This window comes from Variovorax sp. P2_H12, assembly GCF_056403395.1.
Genome location: NZ_JBFUFO010000027.1, coordinates 117,438 through 139,409, shown reverse-complemented (window position 1 = coordinate 139,409; position 21,972 = coordinate 117,438). Strand labels below are relative to the sequence as shown.

Here is a 21,972-nt window from a genome sequence, read left to right as displayed (position 1 = left end):
GCTCCCGCTTCGACGCGGGAGCCGCCCGCCCTTTTGTGTATCCGGAGAAAAGAAGATGTTGCAAGCCTACGTTGAACATGTTGCCGAACGCGCCGCGCTCGGAATCCCGCCGCTGCCGCTGACCGCCAAGCAGACTGCCGAACTGATCGAGCTCATGAAGACGCCGGCCGTGGCCCAGGCCGACTTCCTGCTCGACCTGCTGACGAACCGCGTACCGGCGGGCGTGGACGACGCCGCCAAGGTCAAGGCCAGCTACCTCGCAGCCGTGGCCCACGGCACCGAGAAGAGCCTGCTGCTCACGCGTGCCCGTGCGACCGAGCTGCTCGGCACCATGCTCGGCGGCTACAACATCGGACCGCTGGTCGATCTGCTGGACGACGCCGAAGTCGGCACCGTCGCGGCCGAAGGCCTGAAGAAGACCCTGCTGATGTTCGACCAGTTCCACGACGTCAAGGAGAAGGCCGACAAGGGCAATGCGAATGCGAAGTCGGTGCTGCAGAGCTGGGCCGATGCCGAATGGTTCACCAGCCGCCCCGAAGTGCCGCAAAGCATCACCGTCAGCATCTTCAAGGTCGCAGGCGAAATCAACACCGACGACCTGTCGCCCGCACCCGACGCGACCACGCGGCCCGACATTCCGATGCACGCACTCGCGATGCACAAGAACGCGCGCCCCGGCATCGTGCCGGAGGAAGACGGCAAGCGCGGCCCGGTGAAGTTCATCGAGGACCTGCGCGCTCGCGGCCACCTGGTGGCCTACGCCGGCGACGTCGTCGGCACGGGCTCGTCGCGCAAGAGCGCGACCAACTCGGTGCTCTGGTTCACCGGCGAAGACATCCCCTACGTGCCGAACAAGCGCTTCGGCGGCGTCTGCCTCGGCGGCAAGATTGCTCCGATCTTCTACAACACGATGGAAGACTCCGGCGCGCTGCCGATCGAACTCGACGTCAGCCAGATGAACATGGGCGACGTGGTCGAACTGCGTCCCTATGAGGGCAAGGCGCTCAAGGACGGCAAGGTGATTGCCGAGTTCTCCGTCAAGAGCGACGTGCTGTTCGACGAAGTGCGTGCCGGCGGCCGCATTCCGCTGATCATCGGCCGCGGCTTGACCTCCAAGGCGCGCGAGGCCCTCGGCTTGCCCGCCTCCACGTTGTTCCGCCTGCCGGTCAGCCCGGTCGACACCAAGAAGGGCTTCTCGCTGGCGCAGAAAATGGTGGGCCGCGCCTGCGGCCTGCCAGAGGGCCTGGGAGTGCGCCCCGGCACCTACTGCGAGCCGAAGATGACCTCGGTCGGCAGCCAGGACACCACCGGCCCGATGACCCGCGACGAACTCAAGGACCTGGCTTGCCTGGGCTTCAGCGCCGACCTCGTCATGCAATCGTTCTGCCACACGGCCGCCTACCCCAAGAAGGTGGACGTCAAGATGCACCACGAGCTGCCGGACTTCATGGCCACGCGCGGCGGCGTCTCGCTGCGCCCGGGCGACGGCGTGATCCACAGCTGGCTCAATCGCCTGCTGACGCCCGACACGGTCGGCACCGGCGGCGACAGCCACACGCGCTTCCCGATCGGCATCAGCTTCCCGGCCGGCTCCGGCCTGGTGGCCTTCGCGGCCGCCACGGGCGTGATGCCGCTGGACATGCCCGAATCCGTGCTGGTGCGCTTCAAGGGCAAGATGCAGCCCGGCGTGACCCTGCGCGACCTGGTCAACGCGATTCCGCTCTATGCGATCAAGGCGGGCCAGCTGACGGTCGAGAAGAAGGGCAAGAAGAACATCTTCTCGGGCCGCATCCTCGAGATCGAGGGCCTGCCCGATCTGAAGGTCGAACAGGCTTTCGAGCTCAGCGATGCCTCGGCCGAACGCTCGGCCGCCGGCTGCACGGTGCACCTGAACAAGGAACCGATCATCGAGTACATCAACAGCAACATCACGCTGATGCGCTGGATGATCGCCGAGGGCTATGCCGACGCCCGCACGCTGGCCCGCCGCATCGCCGCCCAGGAAGCCTGGCTCAAGGACCCGCAGCTGCTCAAGGGCGATGCCGACGCCGACTACGCGGCCGTGATCGAGATCGACCTGGCCGACATCCACGAGCCGATCGTCGCCTGCCCGAACGACCCCGACGACGTGAAGACGTTGTCGGACGTGGCCGGCGCCACCATCGACGAAGTGTTCATCGGTTCGTGCATGACCAACATCGGGCACTTCCGCGCAGCCTCCAAGCTGCTCGAAGGCAAGCGCGACATCCCGGTCAAGCTGTGGATCGCGCCGCCGACCAAGATGGACGCCCAGCAGCTCACCGAGGAAGGCCACTACGGGGTCTTCGGCAATGCCGGTGCCCGCACCGAAATGCCGGGCTGCTCGCTGTGCATGGGCAACCAGGCACAGGTGCGCGAAGGCGCGACCGTGATGTCGACCAGCACGCGCAACTTCCCGAACCGCCTGGGCAAGAACTCCAACGTGTACCTCGGCAGCGCCGAACTGGCCGCGATCTGCTCGCGCCTGGGACGCATTCCGACCAAGGCCGAGTACATGGCGAGCGTCGGCGTGCTCGACGCCGCCAGCGACCAGATCTACCAGTACCTGAACTTCGACAAGATCGACGACTACAAGGACGTCGCGGCCACGGTCGCCGCCTGATCCTCGGCCGTCCCAGCAAAAAGCCCCGCCTCGCGGGGCTTTTTTCATGGGGGACCCTCCGGGCGGCGGGCCGCTTCAGCGCTGCGCGAGAGCGGTCAGCGCCTTCGCCGTCTGCGCGTCCGCCGGGAAGAACGATTCGACCGCGAGTTCCTGCAAGGTGACATCCACCGGGGTGCCGAAGATCGTGGTGGTGCTGATGAAGCTCAGCACGCCGTCCGGCGTGACGAGCTGGAAGGGCACGATCACATTGGAGAGTTCGACGCCGGCGACCGGCGTGTCGTGGCTCACCTGCGGCGACGGGTAGGCCGCCAGTTCGTCGTGCAGCGCCGCAAGCGCGGTATCGCCGGTGGCGGCGACCTGCTGTTGCAGCCGTTCCAGCAGGTGGCCGCGCCATTGCGCCAGGTTGGCGATCCGCGGTGCCAGGCCGTCCGGGTGCAGGCTGAGCCGGAGCACGTTGACCGGCCTCTCGAGCAGGTGGGGGGCCGCACCGGTCATCAGCATCGGCACCAGCGCGTTGTGCGCCACCAGGTTCCAGTGGCGATCGACCGCCAGCGCAGGGAAGGGCTCATGGCCCTTGAGCACCAGGTCGACCGCCCGCCGCGCCGCCGCCAGGGCCGGGTCGTCGAGCGAGCGCTGCCGGTACATCGGCGCGTAGCCCGCGGCCACCAGCAGCGCATTGCGCTCGCGCAGCGGCACTTCCAGCCGCTCGGCCAGCCGCAGCACCATCTCGCGACTGGGCTCGGCGCGGCCGGTCTCGACATAGCTCAGGTGGCGGGTCGACACCTGGGCCTCGTGGGCCAGGTCGAGCTGGCTCAGGCGGCGGTGCTGGCGCCAGTGGCGCAGGTGGGCGCCGAACGGGTCGGCCGCGGTCGGGGGGGCGCTCGATGTGTGCATGGACGACATCCTAGTGAACCGGCGAGCCACCGCCCATGACCTCCGAGGTCATCGACCCGGCGCCGCGCCGCAGGAATGATGGGATCCAACACGGCAGGAAGGGCCTGCCGCGCAGAACCCAAGGAGTCCGTCATGTCCGTCTTCGCTTCCCGCCGTTTCCTGCCCCGCCTGATGTGGGCCGATGCCGCCTCTTGCGCCGCCACCGGGGCGCTGCAACTGGTCTTTGCCGGCGCCCTGGCCCGGCTGACCGGACTGCCGATGCCGCTGCTGCTGGCCACCGGCGTTTTCCTCCTGGCCTATGCCGGCGCCGCCGCCTGGATGGCGAGCCGCGCGCTGCCGCCACGCCGGCTGATCGGGTGGGTCGTGGCCGGCAACTTCGGCTGGGCAACCGCCTGCATCGCCCTGCTGGCCGCCGGCGGCACCTCGATCACCGCGTGGGGCTGGGCCTGGGTGCTGGCCCAGGCCGTCACCGTGGTGGTGCTCGCCGAACTGCAGTGGATGGGCCTGCGGCACAGCCGCGCCGGTGGCGCGCGCGCCGTCGCCGCCTGAATCCGGAGCGCGCCGGCGGGCTTTCCGACTGCTGCCGGAGTCACCGAACCCTGCTATCTTTGAGGAGCTTCCACGAACATAGGAGTTTCTTCATGGCCAAAGTACCGGCGCACGCCTTCGCCTCCACGCTCAAGACCTTCAAGACCGCGTCGGGCAAGGCCGGCAGGTACTGGTCCCTCAAGGAGCTCGCGAAACAATACCCCAACGTCGACAAGCTGCCGGTCTCGATCCGCATCGTGCTCGAAGCCGTGCTTCGCAACTGCGACGGCCAGAAGGTCACGGCCGAGCACGTCGAGCAGCTCGCCAACTGGTCGCCCAACGCGGAGCGCACCGACGAAGTGCCCTTCGTCGTGACGCGGGTGGTGCTGCAGGACTTCACCGGCGTGCCGCTGCTGGCCGACCTGGCTGCGATGCGCAGCGTGGCGCAGTCGCTGGGCAAGTCGCCCAAGACCATCGAGCCGCTGGTGCCGGTCGACCTGGTGGTCGACCACTCGGTGATGGTCGACTACTACGGCACGCCGAAGGCGCTCGACCTCAACATGAAGCTCGAGTTCCAGCGCAACAACGAGCGCTACCAGTTCATGAAATGGGGCATGCAGGCCTTCGACACTTTCGGCGTCGTGCCGCCCGGCTTCGGCATCGTGCACCAGGTCAATCTCGAGTACTTTGCGCGCGGCGTCTACAAGAGCCCGCACGACAAGGCCGATCCGCCGACCTACTACCCCGATTCGCTGGTCGGAACCGACAGCCACACGACCATGATCAACGGCATCGGCGTGGTCGGCTGGGGGGTGGGCGGGATCGAGGCCGAGGCCGCGATGCTGGGCCAGCCGGTCTACATGCTGACCCCCGACGTGGTGGGCTTCGAGCTCAGCGGCCAGCTGCGCGAGGGCGTCACCGCCACCGACCTGGTGCTGTACGTCACGGCGATCCTGCGCGGCGAGAAGGTGGTGGGCAAGTTCGTCGAATTCTTCGGCCCTGGCGCCGCCTCGATCGCGGTGCCCGACCGCGCCACCATCGGCAACATGGCGCCCGAGTACGGCGCCACCATGGGCTTCTTCCCGGTCGACGAGATGACCGTGGCCTACTTCAAGGGCACCGGCCGCACCGACGCCGAGGTCGAGCGCTTCGAGGCCTACTACAAGGCGCAAGGGCTGTTCGGCATGCCGGCGCCGGGCGAGCTGCAATACACCAAGGTCGTGAAGCTCGACCTCGGCACCGTGTCGCCCAGCCTGGCGGGCCCGAAGCGGCCGCAGGACCGCATCGACCTGGGGCACCTGGCGACCAAGTTTTCCGAGCTCTACAGCAAGCCGAACGAGGCCAACGGCTTCAACCAGCCGGCCGATACGCTGAAGCTGCGCTATCCGCTGACGCACGAGGGCAGCAAGGGCGAAAAGGAAGCGGCAGCGCCGCCGCCGGGTGCACCGCGCGACGTGGTCGAAATGGTCGCCAACCGCTCGACCAAGGCCGCGGCCCATGTGGGCGCGACCGCACCGCCCGCGCCCAAGGGCCAGGTGTCGATCGGCAACGGCGACGTGCTGATCGCCGCCATCACCTCGTGCACCAACACCTCGAACCCGAGCGTGATGCTGGCCGCGGGCCTGCTGGCCAAGAAGGCGGTGGAGGCGGGGCTCACCGTCAAGCCGCACGTCAAGACCTCGCTGGCCCCCGGGTCCCGCATCGTGACCGAGTACCTCGAGAAGGCCGGCCTGCTGCCCTACCTCGAGAAGCTCGGCTTCTACCTGGCCGGCTACGGCTGCACCACCTGCATCGGCAACGCCGGCGACCTCACGCCCGAGATCAACGAAGTCATCACGAAGAACAACCTGATCGGTGCCGCGGTGCTGTCGGGCAACCGCAATTTCGAAGCCCGCATCCATCCGAACCTGAAGGCCAACTTCCTGGCTTCGCCGCCGCTGGTGGTGGCCTTCGCGATCGCCGGCAACGTGATGGTCGACCTCATGACCCAGCCGGTGGGCAAGGGCAAGAAGGGGCGGGACGTCTACCTCGGCGACATCTGGCCCAGCCCGAAGGAGATCGACGACAACCTGCGCTTCGCGATGAACGCCAAGACCTTCCGGAAGAACTACGAGCAGATCAAGGACAACCCGGGCAAGCTCTGGAGCAGCATCAAGGGCACCAAGGGGCAGGTCTACGACTGGCCCAAGTCGACCTACATCGCCGAGCCGCCGTTCTTCGAGGGCTTCAAGATGGAGCCGCATGCGAGCGACGCCGGCTTCACCGGCGCGCGCATCATGGCGCTGTTCGGGGACTCGATCACCACCGACCACATTTCTCCGGCCGGCTCGATCAAGGAAAGCTCGCCGGCGGGCATCTGGCTCAAGGCGCACGGCGTGTCGAAGGCCGACTTCAACAGCTATGGCTCGCGCCGCGGCAACCATGACGTGATGATGCGCGGCACCTTCGCCAACGTGCGCATCAAGAACCTCATGATCCCGGCCGATGCGGACGGTTCGCGCGAGGAGGGCGGGCTCACGCTGTTCCAGCCGGGCAACGAGAAGATGTTCATCTACGACGCCGCGATGAAGTACATCGAGCAGGGCGTGCCGACCGTGATCTTCGGCGGCGAGGAGTACGGCACCGGCTCCTCGCGCGACTGGGCCGCCAAGGGTACGCAGCTACTGGGCATCAAGGCCGTGGTGGCGCGCAGCTTCGAGCGCATCCACCGCGCCAACCTGGTCGGCATGGGCGTGCTGCCGCTGCAGTTCCGCGGTGCCGATTCCTGGGAAAGCCTCGGCCTCACCGGCAACGAGAAGATCGATGTCGTCGTCGGCGGCGAGCTGAAGCCGCAGATGGACGTCAAGATCGTGGTCCACCGCCCGGACGGCACGCACCAGGAGGTCACCGTGCGCCTGCGCATCGACACGCCGATCGAGGTCGACTACTACAAGCACGGCGGCATCCTGCCCTTCGTCTTGCGTCAACTGTTGGCGGCCTGACCGGAAGCTGACTCGGCGCGGACGCTCGTCCGGGCCGGCGGCCGCGAAGGGATTCTTGCGCCAGATCGCCCCAAACCCCGGAGTTTTCGAGAATAATTCTCTTTTGCATTCTCTGGATTCCGCGGGTGACCACAATGTACGGCGCGGCCTCGGCCGCCATCAGCCTCGATCAGCTTCCCCAGCACCAATGGGCCACCGTGCTCGACGTCCTGCGGCCCGAGGAGGCCGAGGGCAGGGAACTGGTGCTGCGTCTGACCGAAATCGGCTTCGTGCCGGGTGAGGCCGTGCGCATCGTCGCCACCGGCGTGCCCGGGCGGGAGCCGCTCGCCGTGCGGCTGGGCCACACCACTTTCGCGTTGCGCCGCCACGAGGCGTCGCTGATCCGCGTGACGCCGGGAGCGGCCGGCCATGGTTGAAGCGACCCTGAACTTCCAGCCCGGCGCCGCCCGCTCGAGCAGCCCGCCCGAGCGCATCGCGCTGCTGGGCAACCCCAACTGCGGCAAGACCGCGCTGTTCAACCTGCTCACGGGCAGCCGCCAGAAGGTGGCCAACTACGCGGGCGTGACCGTCGAGCGCAAGGAAGGCACCTTGCGCACCGCCGCCGGCCGGCGCGTCTTCGTGCTCGACCTGCCGGGCGCCTACAGCCTCAATGCGCTGTCGGCCGACGAAGCCGTCACGCGCGACGTGGTCACTGGCCAGAGCCGCGAGGCGCTGCCCGACCTGCTGGTGTGCGTCACCGACGCCACCAACCTGCGCCTCAACCTGCGGCTGGTGCTCGAGGCCAAGCGCCTGGGGCTGCCGATCGTGGTGGCGCTCAACATGACCGACATGGCGAAAAAGCAGGGCATCGCGGTCGATGCGGCCGTGCTGTCGCGCGAACTCGGCTTGCCGGTGATCGAGACCGTCGGTGTGCACAGCGGCGGCGCCCAGGGCCTGCTGGAGGCGCTCGACGCGCCGGTGGCCGCCGCGGGCCCGCAGCAGCAATGGCAGGCGCCCGGGCTCGACGAAGTGCTCGACACCCAGCGCGAGGTGCGCCGTGTCCTCGGCCTGGCGCTGCGCGAGCCGGCCGGCAGCCTGGCCACCAGCGATCGCATCGACCGCATCGTGATGCATCCGGTGTGGGGCATGGTGGTGCTCGCGGTCGCGATGTTCCTGATGTTCCAGGCCGTGTTCAGCTGGGCCGAGGTGCCGATGAACGCGATCAAGGACGCCACCGCGGCGTTCGGCGAACTCGTCAAGCACTACCTCCCCGCGGGGATGCTGCAGAGCCTGCTGGTCGACGGCATCATCGCGGGCGTCGGCGGCGTGATCGTCTTCCTGCCGCAGATCCTGATCCTGTTCCTTTTCATCCTCGCGCTCGAGGATTCAGGCTATCTGCCGCGCGCTGCCTTCCTGCTCGACCGCGTGATGGGCACGGTGGGGCTCTCGGGCCGCTCCTTCATCCCGCTGCTGTCGAGCTTCGCCTGCGCGATTCCGGGCGTGATGGCCACGCGCACCATCAGCAACTGGCGCGATCGCATCACGACCATCATGATCGCGCCGCTCATGACCTGTTCGGCGCGGCTGCCGGTCTATGCGCTCCTGATCGCGGCCTTCATTCCGGCGCGCACCGTGGGCGGGGTGTTCAACCTGCAGGGCGTGGTGCTGTTCGCGCTGTACGTCTTCGGCATCGTCTCGGCAATGGCCGTGGCCTGGGTCATGAAGCGCTTCCGCGACTCGAAGCGGCAGTCGCCGCTGCTGATGGAGCTGCCGGCCTACCGCTGGCCCAACCTGCGCAACCTGCTGCTCGGCCTCTACGAGCGGGCCTGGATCTTCATCCAGCGCGTCGGCACGATCATCCTCACGCTGACGATCCTGCTGTGGTTCCTCTCGACCTTCCCGTCGCCGCCCGAAGGCGCGACCGGCCCGGCGATCCAGTACAGCCTGGCCGGCATGATTGGCCGTGGGCTGGAGCACATCTTCGCGCCCATCGGCTTCAACTGGCAGATCTCGATCGCGCTGGTGCCCGGCATGGCGGCGCGCGAGGTGGCCGTGGGTGCGCTCGGGACGGTGTATGCGCTGTCGGCGACCGGCGATGACGTGGCGGGTCAACTCGAGCCGCTGATTGCCGGCAGCTGGTCGCTCGCCACGGCGCTGTCGCTCCTGGTCTGGTACGTCTTCGCGCCCCAATGCATATCGACCTTGGCCGCCGTCAAGCGCGAGACCGGCTCGTGGCGTTATGTTTGGATCATGGCTGGCTATTTGTTCGCGCTCGCCTACATTGCGTGCTGGATCACCTACCGGGTGGCCCTGGCGCTCACAGGAGGATGAATGATGCTCTCCCCCAGGTTGGCCCACTTCGTGTGGCCGCCCACCCCCTCTCCGGGGGCAGCACCGGCGGCCCGGCAAAGCCGGTTCCGCGGTGTTTCCGGGCCTGGAACCTCTGGTTTCATCGGCCATGGTCGCGCGTGCAGCGCGGTGGAGGTGTGACATGACGCAAGAATTCCTCGTCGGACTGATCGTCGCGCTGGCCGCGCTCTACGCGATCTGGCGCTGGATGCCCGGGAGCTGGCGCCGTGCGGCGGCCGGCCGGGTGGCCGCCGGCTCGCATCGCGCCGGCCTGGTCGACGCCAAGAGTGCCGAGCGCCTGGCCGCCTCGTTGGGCAAGGCCTCCGGCTGTGGTTCCTGCGACAGCTGCGGCAGCTGCAGCACCGCGGCGAAGCCGGATGCGGCCGGCAAGACCGCTCCCGCGCGCTCGCACTGAGTGCGCGCAATGTCGGCTCACATCCTGATTGCAGGCGGCGGCATCGCGGGCTTGGCGAGCGCGCTGGCGCTGGCCCGGCGTTGCCATCGGGTCGACCTGCTCGAGCAGGCGGTCGCCTTCGGCGAGGTGGGCGCCGGCATTCAACTGGGCCCCAATGTCACGCGCCGGCTGCAGGCGCTCGGTGTCTGGGAGGCGCTGGTGCGGGTCGCCGCGCGGCCTGAGGCGCTGGTGGTGCGCAGCGCCACCGACGACCGGGAAATCGCCCGCCTGCCGCTCGGTAATGCGATGCTGCACAACTATGCCGCTCCCTATTTCTGCGTCCACCGCGCCGACCTGCACGCGCTGCTGCTGGCGGCGGCTCGCGGCACCGGCGCCGTGACCCTGACGACCGCCGCGCGCGTGACCGAGGTGGTGGTGCGCGACCAGGCGGTCTGTGTCTCCAGCACGGACGATCGCGTCTGGGAGGGCGACGCGCTGATCGGGGCCGACGGCCTCTGGAGCACGGTGCGCCCGCGCTTGCTGGCGGACTGCCCGCCGCCGCGCGCGACCGGCCACACGGCCTGGCGCGCACTGGTCGACCAGTCCGCCCTGCCGGCGCCGCTGCGCAGCACGCAGGTCACGGTCTGGCTCGGGCCGCGGCTGCACGCGGTGGCCTATCCGGTGCGCCGCGGCGAGGCGCTCAACGTGGTGGTGCTGGCCGAGGCGGCGCCGGCCGGCGATGCGCGCGACTGGGACCAATCCTCCAGCCTGGCCGCCTTGCAGGCGGCGACCGGTCGCACCAGCGCGGGCCTGCAGGCACTGCTGGAGGCCGTGCCCACCTGGCGTGCCTGGACGCTCAACGACCGGCCGCCGCTGACCGACCCGCTGCAGATGGCGAGCGAGCGCATGGCGTTGGTCGGCGACGCGGCGCACCCGATGCTGCCGTACCTCGCGCAGGGGGCGGGCATGGCGATCGAGGATGCGGTGGCGCTGGCCGAGGCACTCGATGGCGGCGATGCCGAGTCGGTGCCGGCGGCATTCGCGCGCTATGCCGCGCAGCGCTGGCAGCGCAATGCCCAGGTGCAGGCGCGAGCCCGGCGCAACGGGGAGATCTTCCATGCCACCGGGCTGGTGCGGGCGGGCCGCGATGCGGCCTTGCGGCTGCTCGGTCCCCGGCTGCTCGACGTCCCCTGGCTGTATGAACACTAAACACTAGGCTCGCCCCCAGGTTGGGCTCACTGCGTGTAGCCCGCCCACCCCCTACCGGGGGCAACACCAGCGGCCCGGCGAAGCCGGTTCCGCGGTGTTTCACCAACGGGCCTGGCTGCGCCGGCCGGGCACAGGCGCTGTGCACGTTCTTCGGCTGCGCGCAGCGAGCCTGTTGGTGGGCAGCCGCGGAACCGGCTTCGCCGGGCCGCTGGCTGCGCCCCCGGTAGGGGGTGGGCGCCCGGACACGAAGTGCCGGGCAACCTGGGGGCGAGCAACTACAGTTTGAAGGTCTGGAGGTGATCGACGCGCTTGGCGAGGCCGACCGGCCCCAGGTAGTGCGTCAGTCGGCCGGCATGCACCTCGACCAGCGAGGCTTCGAGCTCGGCGAGCATGCCATCCCTGACCGCCGCATAGGCGGTGGGCAGATCGTCGTGGGACTGCGCGTAGGCGTCGGCAACCAGACGGGCGGCGGCCGGGGCACCGCAGGCCACGCACTCCGCGATCGCGGTGGCGCTGGGTTCGGCGCCGCGTGCCAGCAGCAGTTCGACCAGTTCGGGCGAGACCGCGCTGTCGATGTAGTCGAGCGCATCGCGTGCCACCGGTGCGCCGGCACGCACCAGTGCTTGCGCGGCCGCGTGGGCGCCGTGGCTCAGCGCGAGGTCGGTGGCGATCGCGCTGCCCTGCAGCGGACCGTCGAGCGCCACCTCGGCCGCCGCCAGCCGGGCGACCAGCTCGGCGTCGTCGGTGGCGATCGCGTGACGCAGGGCGATGCGCGCCAGCGGCGCGTCCTGGCCCAGCGTGCCGGCGGCGAGCGGCGAGCGCCAGTCGACCATCGCGCGGCGATAGAAGGCGATCAGCCGGTCCATCAGCTCGATCGACAGCTCGTGCTCCTGGTGCCGCTGGTCGAGGTATTCGAGCAGCGACTGCCCAGTGAAGTAGTCGCCCGCCGGCGCCAGCGGATCTTCGTCGAGATGAAGCGCCTCGAAGGCGGCGCACAGGTCGTGCGCGACGGTCGTCATGCCGTCCTCGTGCATCTCGTGCGACCAGACGGCCGGCAAGCCCTGCTTCCACGCCAGCACATGGCCGTAGTCGGGGCCGGGCTCGACCACGGCGTAGACCCGGTCGCAGTCCTCGAAACCGCCGAAGGGCAGCAGGGTCAGCTTGCCGTCCCACGGCTCGCCGCCGTGGTCGACCGCCTGTCGTGCGCCTTCGAGCTCGTGATCGATCCAGCCCTGCAGGTCGCGCGGGCCATCGCCGCCGTTCCAGAACAGCTCGCTCCAGGCCACCGATTCCTCGTTGCCGTTCATGTGCAGATGGAGGTCGTAGTCGATCCGGCCTCCCGCGGTCAAGCGCCACAGCGCAAGCAGCTCGGGCGGCAGCGGCCCCGCGCACAGGGCCTGCAGCGAGGCGATCTGCGCCTCCGCCATCGGCGGCTGCGCGTCGAAGATCACGCGCCGCGCGAACAGCGCGATGCCGTGGGCGCGCAGCAGCGCGAGTTCCTCATCCCCGAAGAAATCGTTGTCCATCCTCGTCTCCTCTTTTGTCGTGATTCGAAGCGGGCCAACGCGGCGCAGCCTAGAGATCCGTCCTGAGCTTCCAGATTTCCGGGAACAGCACCACGTCCAGCATCTTGCGCAGATAGCTTACGCCGCCGGTGCCGCCGGTGCCACGCTTGAAGCCGATCACGCGCTCGACCGTGGTCACGTGGCGGAAGCGCCAGAGGCGGAAAGCGTCCTCGAGGTCGGTGAGCTCCTCGCCGAGCTGGTAGAGATCCCAGTGCTTCTTGGGCTCGCGGTAGGCCACCAGCCAGGCCTGCTCGACGATGTCGCTGGACTCGTAGGGCCTCGTCCAGTCGCGTTCCAGGTGGTCGGCCGGCACCTCGAGGCCGCGGCGCGCCAGCAGGCGCAGCGCCTCGTCGTAGAGCGATGGCGCGCGCCAAGCCGCCTCGACCTCGGCCAGCAGATCGGGCCGGTGCGAGTGCGGCTTGAGCATGGCGGCGTTCTTGTTACCCAGCGCGAATTCGATGCAGCGGTACTGCCAGCTCTGGAAGCCGCTCGAGTTGCCGAGGTAGGGGCGCATCGCGCTGTATTCGGGCGGCGTCATGGTGGCCAGCACGTCCCAGGCGTGCACCAGCTGCTCCATGATGCGTGAGACCCGCGCCAGCATCTTGAAAGCGCTCGACAGGTCGTCCTGCGCGATGCTGCGGATCGCGGCCCGCAGTTCGTGCAGCATCAGTTTCATCCAGAGTTCGCTGGTCTGGTGCTGCACGATGAAGAGCATTTCATCGTGCGCCGGCGAGCGCGGATGCTGCGCGTTCAGGACCTGGTCGAGACTCAGGTAGTCGCTGTAGCTCATCGAGGCGCTGAAGTCGAGCTTTGCCTTTTCTTCGTGGACGATCTGTTCCGTACTCATCAATGTTCCTCAGGTGACCGCGAGCTTCTGGTTGAACTCGGGTCGTTTCCATTCTTCGCGGTCGAGCACTTGAACCAGATGCTCGACCGCGTTCCATACATCCTCGAAACCGAGGTACAGCGGCGTGAAGCCGAAGCGCAGGATGTCGGGGGTCTGCGCGTCGCCGGCGCGGAAGTCGCCGATCACGCCGCGGGCGATCAGGGCCTGCACGATCGCGTAGGCACCCGGGCCGCCGTCGCTCAGGGCCAGGCACACCTGGGAGCCGCGCCGGACATGGTCGCGCGGCGTCACCAGCGTGAAGCGCCCGGCGCAGCGTTGCTCGACCAGCGCGATGAAGGCATCGGTCAGCGCCAGCGACTTGCTGCGCAGTGCCGCCATCGGGCCTTGCCCGCCGTCGAAGGCCTCGGCGGCGAGCACGCTGTCGATCCCGCATTCGAGGCCGGCCAGCGCGATGATCGGCTGCGTGCCGCACAGGTAGCGGGCGACGCCGGGCGCCGGGCGATAGTGCGGCGTGAATTCGAAAGGCGCCGCGTGCCCCCACCAGCCGGAGAGCGGCTGCGCGAACTGGCCGGCGTGGCGCGTGTGCACCCAGACGAAGGCCGGCGCGCCGGGGCCGCCGTTGAGGTACTTGTAGCCGCAGCCGATCGCGAAGTCGGCCTGGCTGTCGTTGAGCGCGACCGGCACCGCGCCGGCGCTGTGGGCGAGGTCCCAGACCGTCAGCACGCCCACCGCGTGGGCGGCGGCGGTGACGGCCTTCATGTCGTGCATCGCGCCGGTGCGGTAGTTGACGTGGGTCAGCATCAGCACCGCGACCTCCTGGTCGAGCGCCGCGGGCAGTTCGTCGGCCTCGATCAGCTTGAGCGTGAAGCCGCGCTCGCGGCAGATCGACTCGGCGATGTAGAGGTCGGTCGGGAAATTGCTGCGTTCGCTCAGCACGACCCGGCGCTTGCGGTCGGCAGGCGAGGCCAGCAGCACCTGGCTCAGCGCCGCGAACAGCACCTTGTAGAGGTTGATCGAGGTGCTGTCGGTGCAGACGACCTCGCCGGGGGCCGCGCCGATCAGGCGCGCGACCTTGTCGCCGAGGCGCTGCGGCAGGTCGAACCAGCCGGCGTTGTTCCAGGAACGGATCAGGCCCTCGCCCCATTCCTTCGCGACCACCTCGGCGATGCGCGCGGGTGCGCTCTTGGGCAGCACGCCCAGTGAGTTGCCGTCGAGGTAGATCACGCCGTCGGGCAGAAGGAATCGCTCGCGCAGCGGGGCCAGGGGGTCTTGCGCATCGAGGCGCCGGCAATCGTCGTGTGTCATGGGGTTCCAGGTTGAAGTTCGCGCAGCACCGCGCGCACCGGCGAGGCGTCGGCGCTCACCAGCTTGAGGGGCAGGGCGATCAGTTCGTAGTCGCCCTCGGGCACCTCGTCGAGCACGAGGTTTTCGAGCACGCGCAGGTCGAGCCGGCGGATGACCTGGTGGCTGTCCAGCGTCTTGCTGTCGGCCGGGTCGATGCTCGCGGTGTCGATGCCCACGAGCTTCACGCCGAGTGCCGCGAGGCGCTCGATGGTGGCGGGCGCGTAGGCCGCGAGGGCGCCGTCCCAGCGCTCGACCGGCGCCCGCTGGTAGGTGCGCACCAGCACCCGCGGCGGCAGGGCATCGACGGCGTGCGCGATGTGCTCCCATTCGATCAGCGGCCCGCGCGCGATCGCATGGATCACGCGGCAGGGGCCCAGAAAGGGAGCGAGATCGACGTCGCCGATGGTGGCGCCGGTCGGGTCGTAGTGCAGCGGCGCGTCGGCATGCGCGCCCACGTGCGGCGACAGCGTGATCTCGCTGACGTTGACCGGACAGCCGGGGCCGAGGGTCGCGGCCCAGCGCTGCCGGTACGGTGTGTCGCCGGGAAACACCGGCGCGCCGTCATGCACCGGCGGCGAGATATCCCAGATTCGTGAAGTCATGGCGCAAAGTTAGCGCCACGCGGGAGTCTGTGGTGTCGGTTATTTCCAACAGAGGGGCATTGCTCACCCCCAGGTTGTCCCGCACTTCGTGTCGGGACGCCCACCCCCTACCGGGGGCAACACCAGCGGACCGGCGAAGCCGGTTCCGCGGTGTTTCACCAACGGGCCTGGCTGCGCCGGCCGGTGAATACTGGCGCTGTTCTTGTTTTCGGCTGCGCGCAGCGCGCCTGTTCGCGGGCAGTCGCGGAACCGGCTTCGCCGGGCTGCTGACTGCGCCCCCGGTAGGGGGTGGGCGGGCTACACGAAGTGAGCCCAACCTGGGGGCGAGCTAGACCTTCCCCAGGAGCAGGAATTCCATCAGGGCCTTCTGCACATGCATCCGGTTCTCGGCCTCGTCCCAGACCACCGATTGCGGGCCGTCGATCACGTCGGCCTCGACTTCCTCGCCGCGGTGCGCGGGCAGGCAGTGCATGAAGAGGGCGTCAGGCTGGGCCGCGCGCATCATCTCGGAGTCGACGCACCAGTCGGCGAAGGCGGTGCGGCGGGCGTCGTTCTCGGCCTCGTAGCCCATGCTGGTCCAGACGTCGGTGGTCACCAGGTCGGCGCCGCGGCAGGCTTCCATCGGGTCCTTGAAGACCTGGTAGCTGGCGTTCGAGCGCAGCCCCGCGATCGACTGGTCGACCTCGTAGCCGCTGGGCGTGCTGACATGCACCTTGAAGCCGAGGATCTCGCTGGCCTGCAGCCAGGTGTTGGCCATGTTGTTGCCGTCGCCGACCCAGGCGACCGTCTTGCCGGCGATCGAGCCGCGGTGCTCGATGAAAGTGAAGATGTCGGCCAGGATCTGGCAGGGGTGGAATTCGTTGGTCAGGCCGTTGATGACCGGTACCCGCGAGTGGGCCGCGAAGGCCTCGATCTTGGTCTGCTCGTAGGTGCGGATCATCACCAGGTCGACCATCCGGCTGATGACCTTGGCGCTGTCCTCGATCGGCTCGGCGCGGCCGAGCTGGCTGTCGCCGGTGGTCAGGTGCACCACGCTGCCGCCGAGCTGGTACATGCCGGCCTCGAAGCTCACGCGGGTGCGGGTCGAGGCCTTCTCGAAGATCATCGCCAGCGTGCGGTCGACCAGCGGCTGGTGCTTCTCGTAGGCCTTGAATTTCTTCTTGATCAGCGCCGCCCGCGCGAACAGGTGCGCGTAGTCATCGGCCGTGAAGTCGGAGAACTGCAGGTAGTGCCGGAGGGCAAGTCGATCGGTCATGGTTGAGGCTCCGCGAGAAAGGCCTTCACGATCGGCGCCAGGATGGCGACGATCTCGTCGGCTTCGGCGATGCTGAGAATCAATGGCGGCACCAGGCGGATCACGCTGTCGGCGGTCACGCTCAGCAACAGGCCGGCGTCGCAGGCGCGGCCCAGGATCACGCCGCAGGGACGGTCGAGCTCGATGCCGAGCATCAGGCCCTGGCCGCGGATCTCCTTGACGCCCGCGAGGCCGCCGAGCTCGCGCTCGAGCGCCGCCTTCAGGTGGGCGCCGACGTTCGCCGCGTTGTCGAGCAGCTTCTGCTCTTCCATGATGCGGATGGTCTCGATGCCGGCGCGCATCGCCAGTGGATTGCCGCCGAAAGTCGTGCCGTGGTTGCCCGGGCCGAAGATGTGGGCGGCGCGCGGGCCGGCGACCACGGCGCCGACCGGCACGCCCGAGCCCAGCCCCTTGGCCAGCGGCATGACGTCCGGCAGGATTCCGGCCCATTGGTGGGCGAACCACTTGCCGGTGCGGCCCATGCCGCACTGGACTTCATCGATCATCATGAGCCAGTCGCGCTCGTCGCAAAGCTGGCGGACCTGCCGCAGGTATTCCCAGCGCATCGGGTTGATGCCGCCTTCGCCCTGGATGGTCTCGAAGAACACGGCGACCACGTTCGGGTTGCCTTCGGTGGCCTTCCTGAGCGCGTCGATGTCGTTCAGCGGCACCCGGATGAAGCCCTCGACCAGCGGGCCGAAGCCCTGCTGGACCTTGGGGTTGCCGGTGGCCGACAAGGTGGCAATGCTGCGGCCGTGGAAAGCGGCCTCGTAGACCACGATCTCGGGCCGTTCGATGCCCTTGTCATGGCCGAACTTGCGCGCCAGCTTGAGCGCCGCCTCGTTGGCCTCCAGGCCGGTGGAGCAGAAGAAGGCGTTGGTCAGGCCCGACAGCTCGGTCAGCTTGGCCGCCAACTGCTCCTGGCCGGGCACGTGGTAGTAGTTCGAGCTGTGGATCAGCTTGGCGATCTGGTCCTGCAACGCCGGCACCAGTTCCGGGTGGTTGTGGCCCAGCGTGTTGACCGCGATGCCGCCGAGGCCGTCGAGGTAGGCGCGGCCGTTGGTGTCCCAGACTCGGCAGCCCTGGCCGTGCGACAGTGCGATCGGCAGGCGACCGTAGGTGTTCATGACGTGGGGCGACGAGGGGGCAGCAGTGGCGCTCATGCGGATCTCCGGAAAAGGGAACGCGGATTCTAGGCGTCCGCCCCGACGGCTTCATTGAGGATTGCGCATCAGAGCAATGCCCCCGCGCATGTCGCCCGCGGGACCCCCGGATAGAATCGTTGTGCGGCGCAGCAACGGCGCCCGCATTCCTCACGCAACCGATGGTTTCTCCCTCCGCCAAAGAAGTTTTCATCCAGGGCATCACCCAGGATGGTCGGACATTTCGCCCCAGCGACTGGGCAGAACGGCTGGCGGGCGTGATGTGCTCGTTCCGGCCCGGCGGGCCGCAGCCGGGCAGCCACCTGAACTATTCGCCCTGGTGCGTGCCGACGGTCATCAACGGCATCAAGTGCGTGGTCGTGAACAGCGAACTGCGCAATGCCGAGCCGATGGCCTGGGATTTCTGCCTCAATTTCGCCAAGGACAACGGCCTGCAGGTCGCGGAGGCCTGCCTGGTTCCGGACAAGCCTTGACCACCCCCGAAGCGCCTGCGGCGCCCCGAGTCGCCGCCAGAGGCAGCGGCTCTTCGGTGCCGTCCAAGCCTGCGCGGGCAGGCTTGGAGCCGCGGACCTCAGCCCCTCAAGGGGGCGATACCGGCGGCCCGGCAAAGCCGGTTTCGCGGTATCCCTGGCCTTGGCCGCGCCAGGTTCAGCGATGCGCGACACGTTCATTGAGATGTTTGATTTGAAGCGGCGCCCATGAAAAAACCGCCCGAAGGCGGTTTTTCACTTTGCTGCAGCGCACCCCGATCAAACGGCGGACTGGAAAACCAATCCGGGCTGTTTGCCTGATAGCGTCAGGCGGCGGCCTTTTCAGGGGCGAGGGCCAGGTTCTTGACCTTGGCCGACAGGCGGCTCTTGTCGCGAGCGGCCTTGTTCTTGTGGAAGATGCCCTTGTCGGCGACGGTGTCGACGATGCTCTGGGCCTTCGCGAAGGCTTCTGCCGCCTTGGTCTTGTCGCCGGCCAGCACGGCCTTCTCGACATTCTTCACGGCGGTGCGGTATTTGGAGCGCAGCGAGGTGTTCGCGGCGTTGAGCTTGACGTCCTGGCGGACGCGTTTACGGCCCGACGCGAGGCGCGGGTTCTTCTTCTTGGGCTTGGCGGATGCCATATTCAGTGTTCCTTGAGGGTTTGGGGATGATGCAGCAAAGCCTTCCATTATAGGCGAATTGAGCCAGGGCGGCGGCGAGGCCCCGGAGAGCACGCGCGGGCACATACACTTCTCCCCCGTGTCCCTGTTCAAATCCGCCTCCACCGTCTCGCTGCTGACGCTCGCCTCCCGCGTGACCGGCCTGGTCCGCGACGTGCTCATGACCTCGGTGTTCGGTGTCAGCGCGATGACCGACGCCTTCTACGTCGCCTTTCGCATCCCGAACCTGTTCCGTCGCGTCTTCGGCGAAGGGGCCTTCAGCCAGGCCTTCGTCCCCGTCCTGGCGGCTTCCAGGACCGAGCACGGCGACGCCGGCGCCAAGGCGCTGGTCGACCACGTGGCGACGCTGCTGACGTGGACCCTGGTCATCGTCTGCGCGCTCGGGGTCATCGGGGCGCCGCTGATGGTCTGGGCCATGGCCAGCGGCCTGAAGCAGAACCCGCAGGGCTTCGACGCCGCGGTGATCATGACGCGCTGGATGTTCCCCTACATCGGCTTCATGTCGCTGGTGGCGCTGGCCGGCGGCGTCCTCAACACCTGGCGCAAGTTCGCGGTGCCGGCGGCCTCGCCGGTGCTGCTGAACCTGGCGCTGATCGCGGCGATCGTGCTCGGCGCGCCTGTCTTCAGGCGCTTCGGCATCGAGCCGATCTACGCCCAGTGCGTGGGCGTGATGGTGGGCGGCCTGCTGCAGCTGGCGATCCAGATCCCGGCCCTGCGCGGCCTGGGCATGCTGCCGCGCATCGGCGCCAGCTTCGGTGCCCTGCGCGCCGCCTGGACCGATCCGACGACCCGCCGCGTGATGCAGCTGATGCTGCCGGCGCTGATCGGCGTCAGCGTGGCGCAGATCTCGCTGCTGATCAACACCCAGATCGCTTCCCACCTGGCGACCGGCAGCGTCAGCTGGATCACCAACGCCGACCGCCTGATGGAGTTCCCGACCGCCATGCTCGGCGTGGCGCTCGGCGTGGTGCTGATGCCGCAACTGGCCGGCGCGCGCGCCGCGAAGGACGATGCGCGCTATTCGGCGATGCTGGACTGGGGCCTGCGCTTGGTGGTGCTGCTGTCGGTGCCCTGCGCGCTGGCGCTGCTGGTCTTTGCGCGCCCGCTGGTCGCCGTGCTGTTCCACAACGGAGAATTCACCGCGTTCCACGTGCAGCGCACCAGCGTGGCGCTGATGGGCTACGGCGTCGGCCTGGTCGGCCTGGTGGCGATCAAGGTGCTGGCGCCCGGCTACTACGCGAAGCAGGACACGCGCACGCCGATGCTGATCGCGGTCGGGGTGCTGGTGCTGACCCAGCTGCTCAACGTCGTCCTGGTGCCGCTGATGCAGCATGCGGCGCTGACGCTCACGATCAGCATCGGCGCGCTGGTCAATGCGACCTGGCTGCTGGTCGGACTGATCCGGCGCGGCAGCTACCAGCCCGAGCCCGGCTGGGGCAAATTCGTGCTCCAGGTGCTGCTCGCCACCGTGGTGCTCGGCGCGCTGCTGGTCTGGGGCGATCTCCATTTCGACTGGATCGGCCTGCAGTCCCGGCGCCTGTACCGAATCGGCCTGCTGGCGGCGCTCATTTCCGGCGCGGCGCTGCTCTATTTCGCGGTGCTGGCGATGACCGGCGTCAAGCTGCGCAGTTTCGTGCGCCGCTGATCCACGCCATCTCCGCCGCCGCCTTGACGGTCTCCGCCCGCTCCTCTACAAAGCCACATGACGTTCAGCTTCTCGACGCCCACCGCTCTCGAATATTTCGATTCGCTCGTCAAGAGCGACGAGCAGTTCCCGCTGCTCGAGGCGGCCGCCAGCCTGGCGCAGGACGAATACCCCGAGCTGGACGTCCAGCAGGTGCTGGGCGATGTCGACCAGTTGCTGGCGCGCCTCAAGCGGCGCCTGCCGGCCGACGCCGCACCGCTGCACCGCCTGCGCTCGCTGAACCAGTTTTTCTTCCACGACCTGAGCTTCGGCGGCAACGTCAACGACTACTACGACCCCGACAACAGCTACCTCAACGCGGTGCTGCGCACGCGGCGCGGCATTCCGATCTCGCTCGCGGTGCTGTGGATGGAGCTGGCGCAGGGGCTGGGCCTGCAGGCGCGCGGCGTCGGCTTCCCGGGCCATTTCATGCTCAAGGTCACGCTGCCCAAGGGGCAGGTGGTGATCGATCCCTTCACCGGCAAATCGCTGTCGCGCGAAGAGCTCAGCGAGCGGCTCGAACCCTACAAGCGCAGCAATGGCCTGGTCGGCGATTTCGACGTGCCGCTGGGCCTGTACCTGCAGCCGGCGACGCCGCGCGAGATCATCGCGCGGATGCTGCGCAACCTGAAGGAGATTCATCGCGCCCAGGAAGACTGGCAGCGCGCGATCGCGGTGCAGGACCGGCTGATCGCGCTCCTGCCCGAGGCCTGGGGCGAGCACCGCGACCGCGGCCTGGCGCATGCCGAGCAGGGCAACGCCGTGCTCGCGGTGCGCGATCTCGAGACCTACCTCGCGCATGCCGAGGACGCGCTCGATCTCGATGCGATCGCCGAAAAGGTCGCCGCGCTGCGCCGCTCGGAGTACTGATGGAGCCGGTCAAGACACCCGTCGTGGATCTGGGCACGTTGCACGAGTTCCACGGCGTGCAGCCTGTGCTGCCGGTGGCCGATGCGACGCGGGCCGCGCGCTATTTCTGCGATGTGCTGGGCTTCGAGCTCGACTTCATCGCCGGCGAGCCGCCGAGCTATGCGCGCGTCAAGAAGGGCGATCGAAGCTATGGCGATCCGGTCTACCTGCGCCTGTGGCAATGCGGCCGGCGCGAGGCCAGCCCGTGGCGCGGCGAGATCGTGATCCACGTCGGGCGCGACGTCGACGGCCTGCACGCGGCGTATGTGAAGCGCGGCGTCCAGGTGGTCGAACCGCCGACCTCGCAGCCCTGGGGCCTGCGCGAGTTCGCGATCAAAGAGCCCGACGGTCACATTCTTCGTTTCTGCGGGTATCTGTAGCTCGCCCCCAGGTTGCCCGGCACTTCGTGTCCGGGCGCCCACCCCCTGCCGGGGGCAAC

19 protein-coding genes are annotated in these 21,972 nt (G+C 68.5%); 11 read left to right on the top strand and 8 right to left on the bottom strand.

Going from position 1 to position 21,972, the window contains the following annotated elements; all coding sequences use genetic code 11:
• Positions 1–55 precede the first annotated feature (55 nt).
• Positions 56–2,641, top strand: a complete 2,586-nt coding sequence (locus AC1DYK_RS21490; RefSeq protein WP_478168154.1) for a bifunctional aconitate hydratase 2/2-methylisocitrate dehydratase — start codon at positions 56–58, stop codon at positions 2,639–2,641.
• Positions 2,642–2,716: 75 nt separating this feature from the next.
• On the opposite strand, the gene AC1DYK_RS21485 is transcribed toward AC1DYK_RS21490, so the two are convergent.
• The gene (locus tag AC1DYK_RS21485; protein ID WP_478168153.1) at positions 2,717–3,535 is read right to left on the bottom strand and encodes a helix-turn-helix domain-containing protein; all 819 of its coding nucleotides are present in this window, start codon (positions 3,533–3,535) and stop codon (positions 2,717–2,719) included.
• Positions 3,536–3,667: 132 nt separating this feature from the next.
• Between AC1DYK_RS21485 and AC1DYK_RS21480 the strand changes: the two genes are divergently transcribed.
• The 6 genes from AC1DYK_RS21480 (at position 3,668) to AC1DYK_RS21455 (ending at position 10,975) form a co-directional block, all read left to right on the top strand.
• Positions 3,668–4,084 carry a hypothetical protein gene (locus tag AC1DYK_RS21480; RefSeq protein ID WP_478168152.1) on the top strand — a complete coding sequence of 139 codons (417 nt, stop codon included), beginning with the start codon at positions 3,668–3,670 and terminating at the stop codon, positions 4,082–4,084.
• A gap of 92 nt (positions 4,085–4,176) precedes the next feature.
• Positions 4,177–7,044 carry an aconitate hydratase gene (locus tag AC1DYK_RS21475; RefSeq protein WP_478168151.1) on the top strand — a complete coding sequence of 956 codons (2,868 nt, stop codon included), beginning with the start codon at positions 4,177–4,179 and terminating at the stop codon, positions 7,042–7,044.
• A 134-nt stretch (positions 7,045–7,178) separates the two neighbouring features.
• Positions 7,179–7,460, top strand: coding sequence for a FeoA family protein (locus AC1DYK_RS21470; protein WP_478168158.1), 282 nt, complete (start codon positions 7,179–7,181; stop codon positions 7,458–7,460).
• Complete coding sequence (gene feoB / locus AC1DYK_RS21465; protein ID WP_478168150.1) at positions 7,453–9,354, top strand: ferrous iron transporter B; 1,902 nt, start codon at positions 7,453–7,455, stop codon at positions 9,352–9,354. The genes AC1DYK_RS21470 and feoB overlap by 8 nt, the downstream gene beginning before the upstream one ends.
• 160 nt (positions 9,355–9,514) lie before the next feature.
• The gene (locus AC1DYK_RS21460) at positions 9,515–9,787 is read left to right on the top strand and encodes a DUF6587 family protein (protein ID WP_478168149.1); all 273 of its coding nucleotides are present in this window, start codon (positions 9,515–9,517) and stop codon (positions 9,785–9,787) included.
• Between the two features lie 9 nt (positions 9,788–9,796).
• Entirely contained in the window at positions 9,797–10,975 is a 1,179-nt protein-coding gene (locus AC1DYK_RS21455; protein WP_478168148.1) for an FAD-dependent monooxygenase, read from the top strand.
• A 275-nt stretch (positions 10,976–11,250) separates the two neighbouring features.
• On the opposite strand, the gene AC1DYK_RS21450 is transcribed toward AC1DYK_RS21455, so the two are convergent.
• From AC1DYK_RS21450 to AC1DYK_RS21425, 6 genes are all read right to left on the bottom strand, one after another.
• Positions 11,251–12,501 carry an SMI1/KNR4 family protein gene (locus tag AC1DYK_RS21450; protein WP_478168147.1) on the bottom strand — a complete coding sequence of 417 codons (1,251 nt, stop codon included), beginning with the start codon at positions 12,499–12,501 and terminating at the stop codon, positions 11,251–11,253.
• A gap of 49 nt (positions 12,502–12,550) precedes the next feature.
• On the bottom strand, positions 12,551–13,387 hold the full coding sequence (kynA, locus tag AC1DYK_RS21445) for a tryptophan 2,3-dioxygenase (RefSeq protein WP_478168146.1): 837 nt from the start codon (positions 13,385–13,387) through the stop codon (positions 12,551–12,553).
• Positions 13,388–13,396: 9 nt separating this feature from the next.
• Complete coding sequence (gene kynU / locus AC1DYK_RS21440) at positions 13,397–14,692, bottom strand: kynureninase (RefSeq protein WP_478168145.1); 1,296 nt, start codon at positions 14,690–14,692, stop codon at positions 13,397–13,399.
• Positions 14,689–15,333, bottom strand: coding sequence for an arylformamidase (gene kynB, locus AC1DYK_RS21435; RefSeq protein WP_478168144.1), 645 nt, complete (start codon positions 15,331–15,333; stop codon positions 14,689–14,691). The genes kynU and kynB overlap by 4 nt, the downstream gene beginning before the upstream one ends.
• Positions 15,334–15,661: 328 nt before the next feature.
• Entirely contained in the window at positions 15,662–16,588 is a 927-nt protein-coding gene (gene argF, locus AC1DYK_RS21430; protein ID WP_478168143.1) for an ornithine carbamoyltransferase, read from the bottom strand.
• A complete protein-coding gene (locus AC1DYK_RS21425; RefSeq protein WP_478086869.1) occupies positions 16,585–17,790 on the bottom strand; it encodes an acetylornithine/succinylornithine family transaminase in 1,206 nt (401 codons plus the stop codon). Before AC1DYK_RS21425 ends, argF begins: the two co-directional genes overlap by 4 nt.
• 161 nt (positions 17,791–17,951) lie before the next feature.
• Here AC1DYK_RS21425 and AC1DYK_RS21420 point away from each other — a divergent pair, with 161 nt between their 5' ends.
• Positions 17,952–18,263: a DUF3579 domain-containing protein gene (locus AC1DYK_RS21420; protein WP_478168142.1), complete on the top strand. Its 312-nt coding sequence runs from the start codon at positions 17,952–17,954 to the stop codon at positions 18,261–18,263.
• Between the two features lie 323 nt (positions 18,264–18,586).
• Here AC1DYK_RS21420 and rpsT read toward each other — a convergent pair whose 3' ends face one another.
• The gene (rpsT, locus tag AC1DYK_RS21415; protein ID WP_442281841.1) at positions 18,587–18,901 is read right to left on the bottom strand and encodes a 30S ribosomal protein S20; all 315 of its coding nucleotides are present in this window, start codon (positions 18,899–18,901) and stop codon (positions 18,587–18,589) included.
• Positions 18,902–19,019: 118 nt separating this feature from the next.
• Between rpsT and murJ the strand changes: the two genes are divergently transcribed.
• The 3 genes from murJ to AC1DYK_RS21400 are packed head-to-tail and all read left to right on the top strand — an operon-like array spanning position 19,020 to position 21,913.
• A complete protein-coding gene (murJ, locus tag AC1DYK_RS21410; protein WP_478168141.1) occupies positions 19,020–20,585 on the top strand; it encodes a murein biosynthesis integral membrane protein MurJ in 1,566 nt (521 codons plus the stop codon).
• Between the two features lie 57 nt (positions 20,586–20,642).
• Positions 20,643–21,494: a SirB1 family protein gene (locus tag AC1DYK_RS21405; protein WP_478168140.1), complete on the top strand. Its 852-nt coding sequence runs from the start codon at positions 20,643–20,645 to the stop codon at positions 21,492–21,494.
• Positions 21,494–21,913, top strand: a complete 420-nt coding sequence (locus tag AC1DYK_RS21400) for a bleomycin resistance protein (protein ID WP_478168139.1) — start codon at positions 21,494–21,496, stop codon at positions 21,911–21,913. The genes AC1DYK_RS21405 and AC1DYK_RS21400 overlap by 1 nt, the downstream gene beginning before the upstream one ends.
• The last annotated feature ends 59 nt before the right edge of the window (positions 21,914–21,972 follow it).

Coding starts and splice junctions, on each gene's coding strand:
- kynU (WP_478168145.1), bottom strand. CDS start 14,692: ATGACACACGACGATTGCCGGCGCCTCGATGCGCAAGACCCCCTGGCC.
- AC1DYK_RS21450 (WP_478168147.1), bottom strand. CDS start 12,501: ATGGACAACGATTTCTTCGGGGATGAGGAACTCGCGCTGCTGCGCGCC.
- kynB (WP_478168144.1), bottom strand. CDS start 15,333: ATGACTTCACGAATCTGGGATATCTCGCCGCCGGTGCATGACGGCGCG.
- AC1DYK_RS21460 (WP_478168149.1), top strand. CDS start 9,515: ATGACGCAAGAATTCCTCGTCGGACTGATCGTCGCGCTGGCCGCGCTC.
- AC1DYK_RS21425 (WP_478086869.1), bottom strand. CDS start 17,790: ATGAGCGCCACTGCTGCCCCCTCGTCGCCCCACGTCATGAACACCTAC.
- kynA (WP_478168146.1), bottom strand. CDS start 13,387: ATGAGTACGGAACAGATCGTCCACGAAGAAAAGGCAAAGCTCGACTTC.
- AC1DYK_RS21490 (WP_478168154.1), top strand. CDS start 56: ATGTTGCAAGCCTACGTTGAACATGTTGCCGAACGCGCCGCGCTCGGA.
- feoB (WP_478168150.1), top strand. CDS start 7,453: ATGGTTGAAGCGACCCTGAACTTCCAGCCCGGCGCCGCCCGCTCGAGC.
- AC1DYK_RS21485 (WP_478168153.1), bottom strand. CDS start 3,535: ATGCACACATCGAGCGCCCCCCCGACCGCGGCCGACCCGTTCGGCGCC.
- AC1DYK_RS21405 (WP_478168140.1), top strand. CDS start 20,643: ATGACGTTCAGCTTCTCGACGCCCACCGCTCTCGAATATTTCGATTCG.
- AC1DYK_RS21480 (WP_478168152.1), top strand. CDS start 3,668: ATGTCCGTCTTCGCTTCCCGCCGTTTCCTGCCCCGCCTGATGTGGGCC.
- argF (WP_478168143.1), bottom strand. CDS start 16,588: ATGACCGATCGACTTGCCCTCCGGCACTACCTGCAGTTCTCCGACTTC.
- rpsT (WP_442281841.1), bottom strand. CDS start 18,901: ATGGCATCCGCCAAGCCCAAGAAGAAGAACCCGCGCCTCGCGTCGGGC.
- AC1DYK_RS21420 (WP_478168142.1), top strand. CDS start 17,952: ATGGTTTCTCCCTCCGCCAAAGAAGTTTTCATCCAGGGCATCACCCAG.
- AC1DYK_RS21400 (WP_478168139.1), top strand. CDS start 21,494: ATGGAGCCGGTCAAGACACCCGTCGTGGATCTGGGCACGTTGCACGAG.
- AC1DYK_RS21455 (WP_478168148.1), top strand. CDS start 9,797: ATGTCGGCTCACATCCTGATTGCAGGCGGCGGCATCGCGGGCTTGGCG.
- AC1DYK_RS21475 (WP_478168151.1), top strand. CDS start 4,177: ATGGCCAAAGTACCGGCGCACGCCTTCGCCTCCACGCTCAAGACCTTC.
- AC1DYK_RS21470 (WP_478168158.1), top strand. CDS start 7,179: ATGTACGGCGCGGCCTCGGCCGCCATCAGCCTCGATCAGCTTCCCCAG.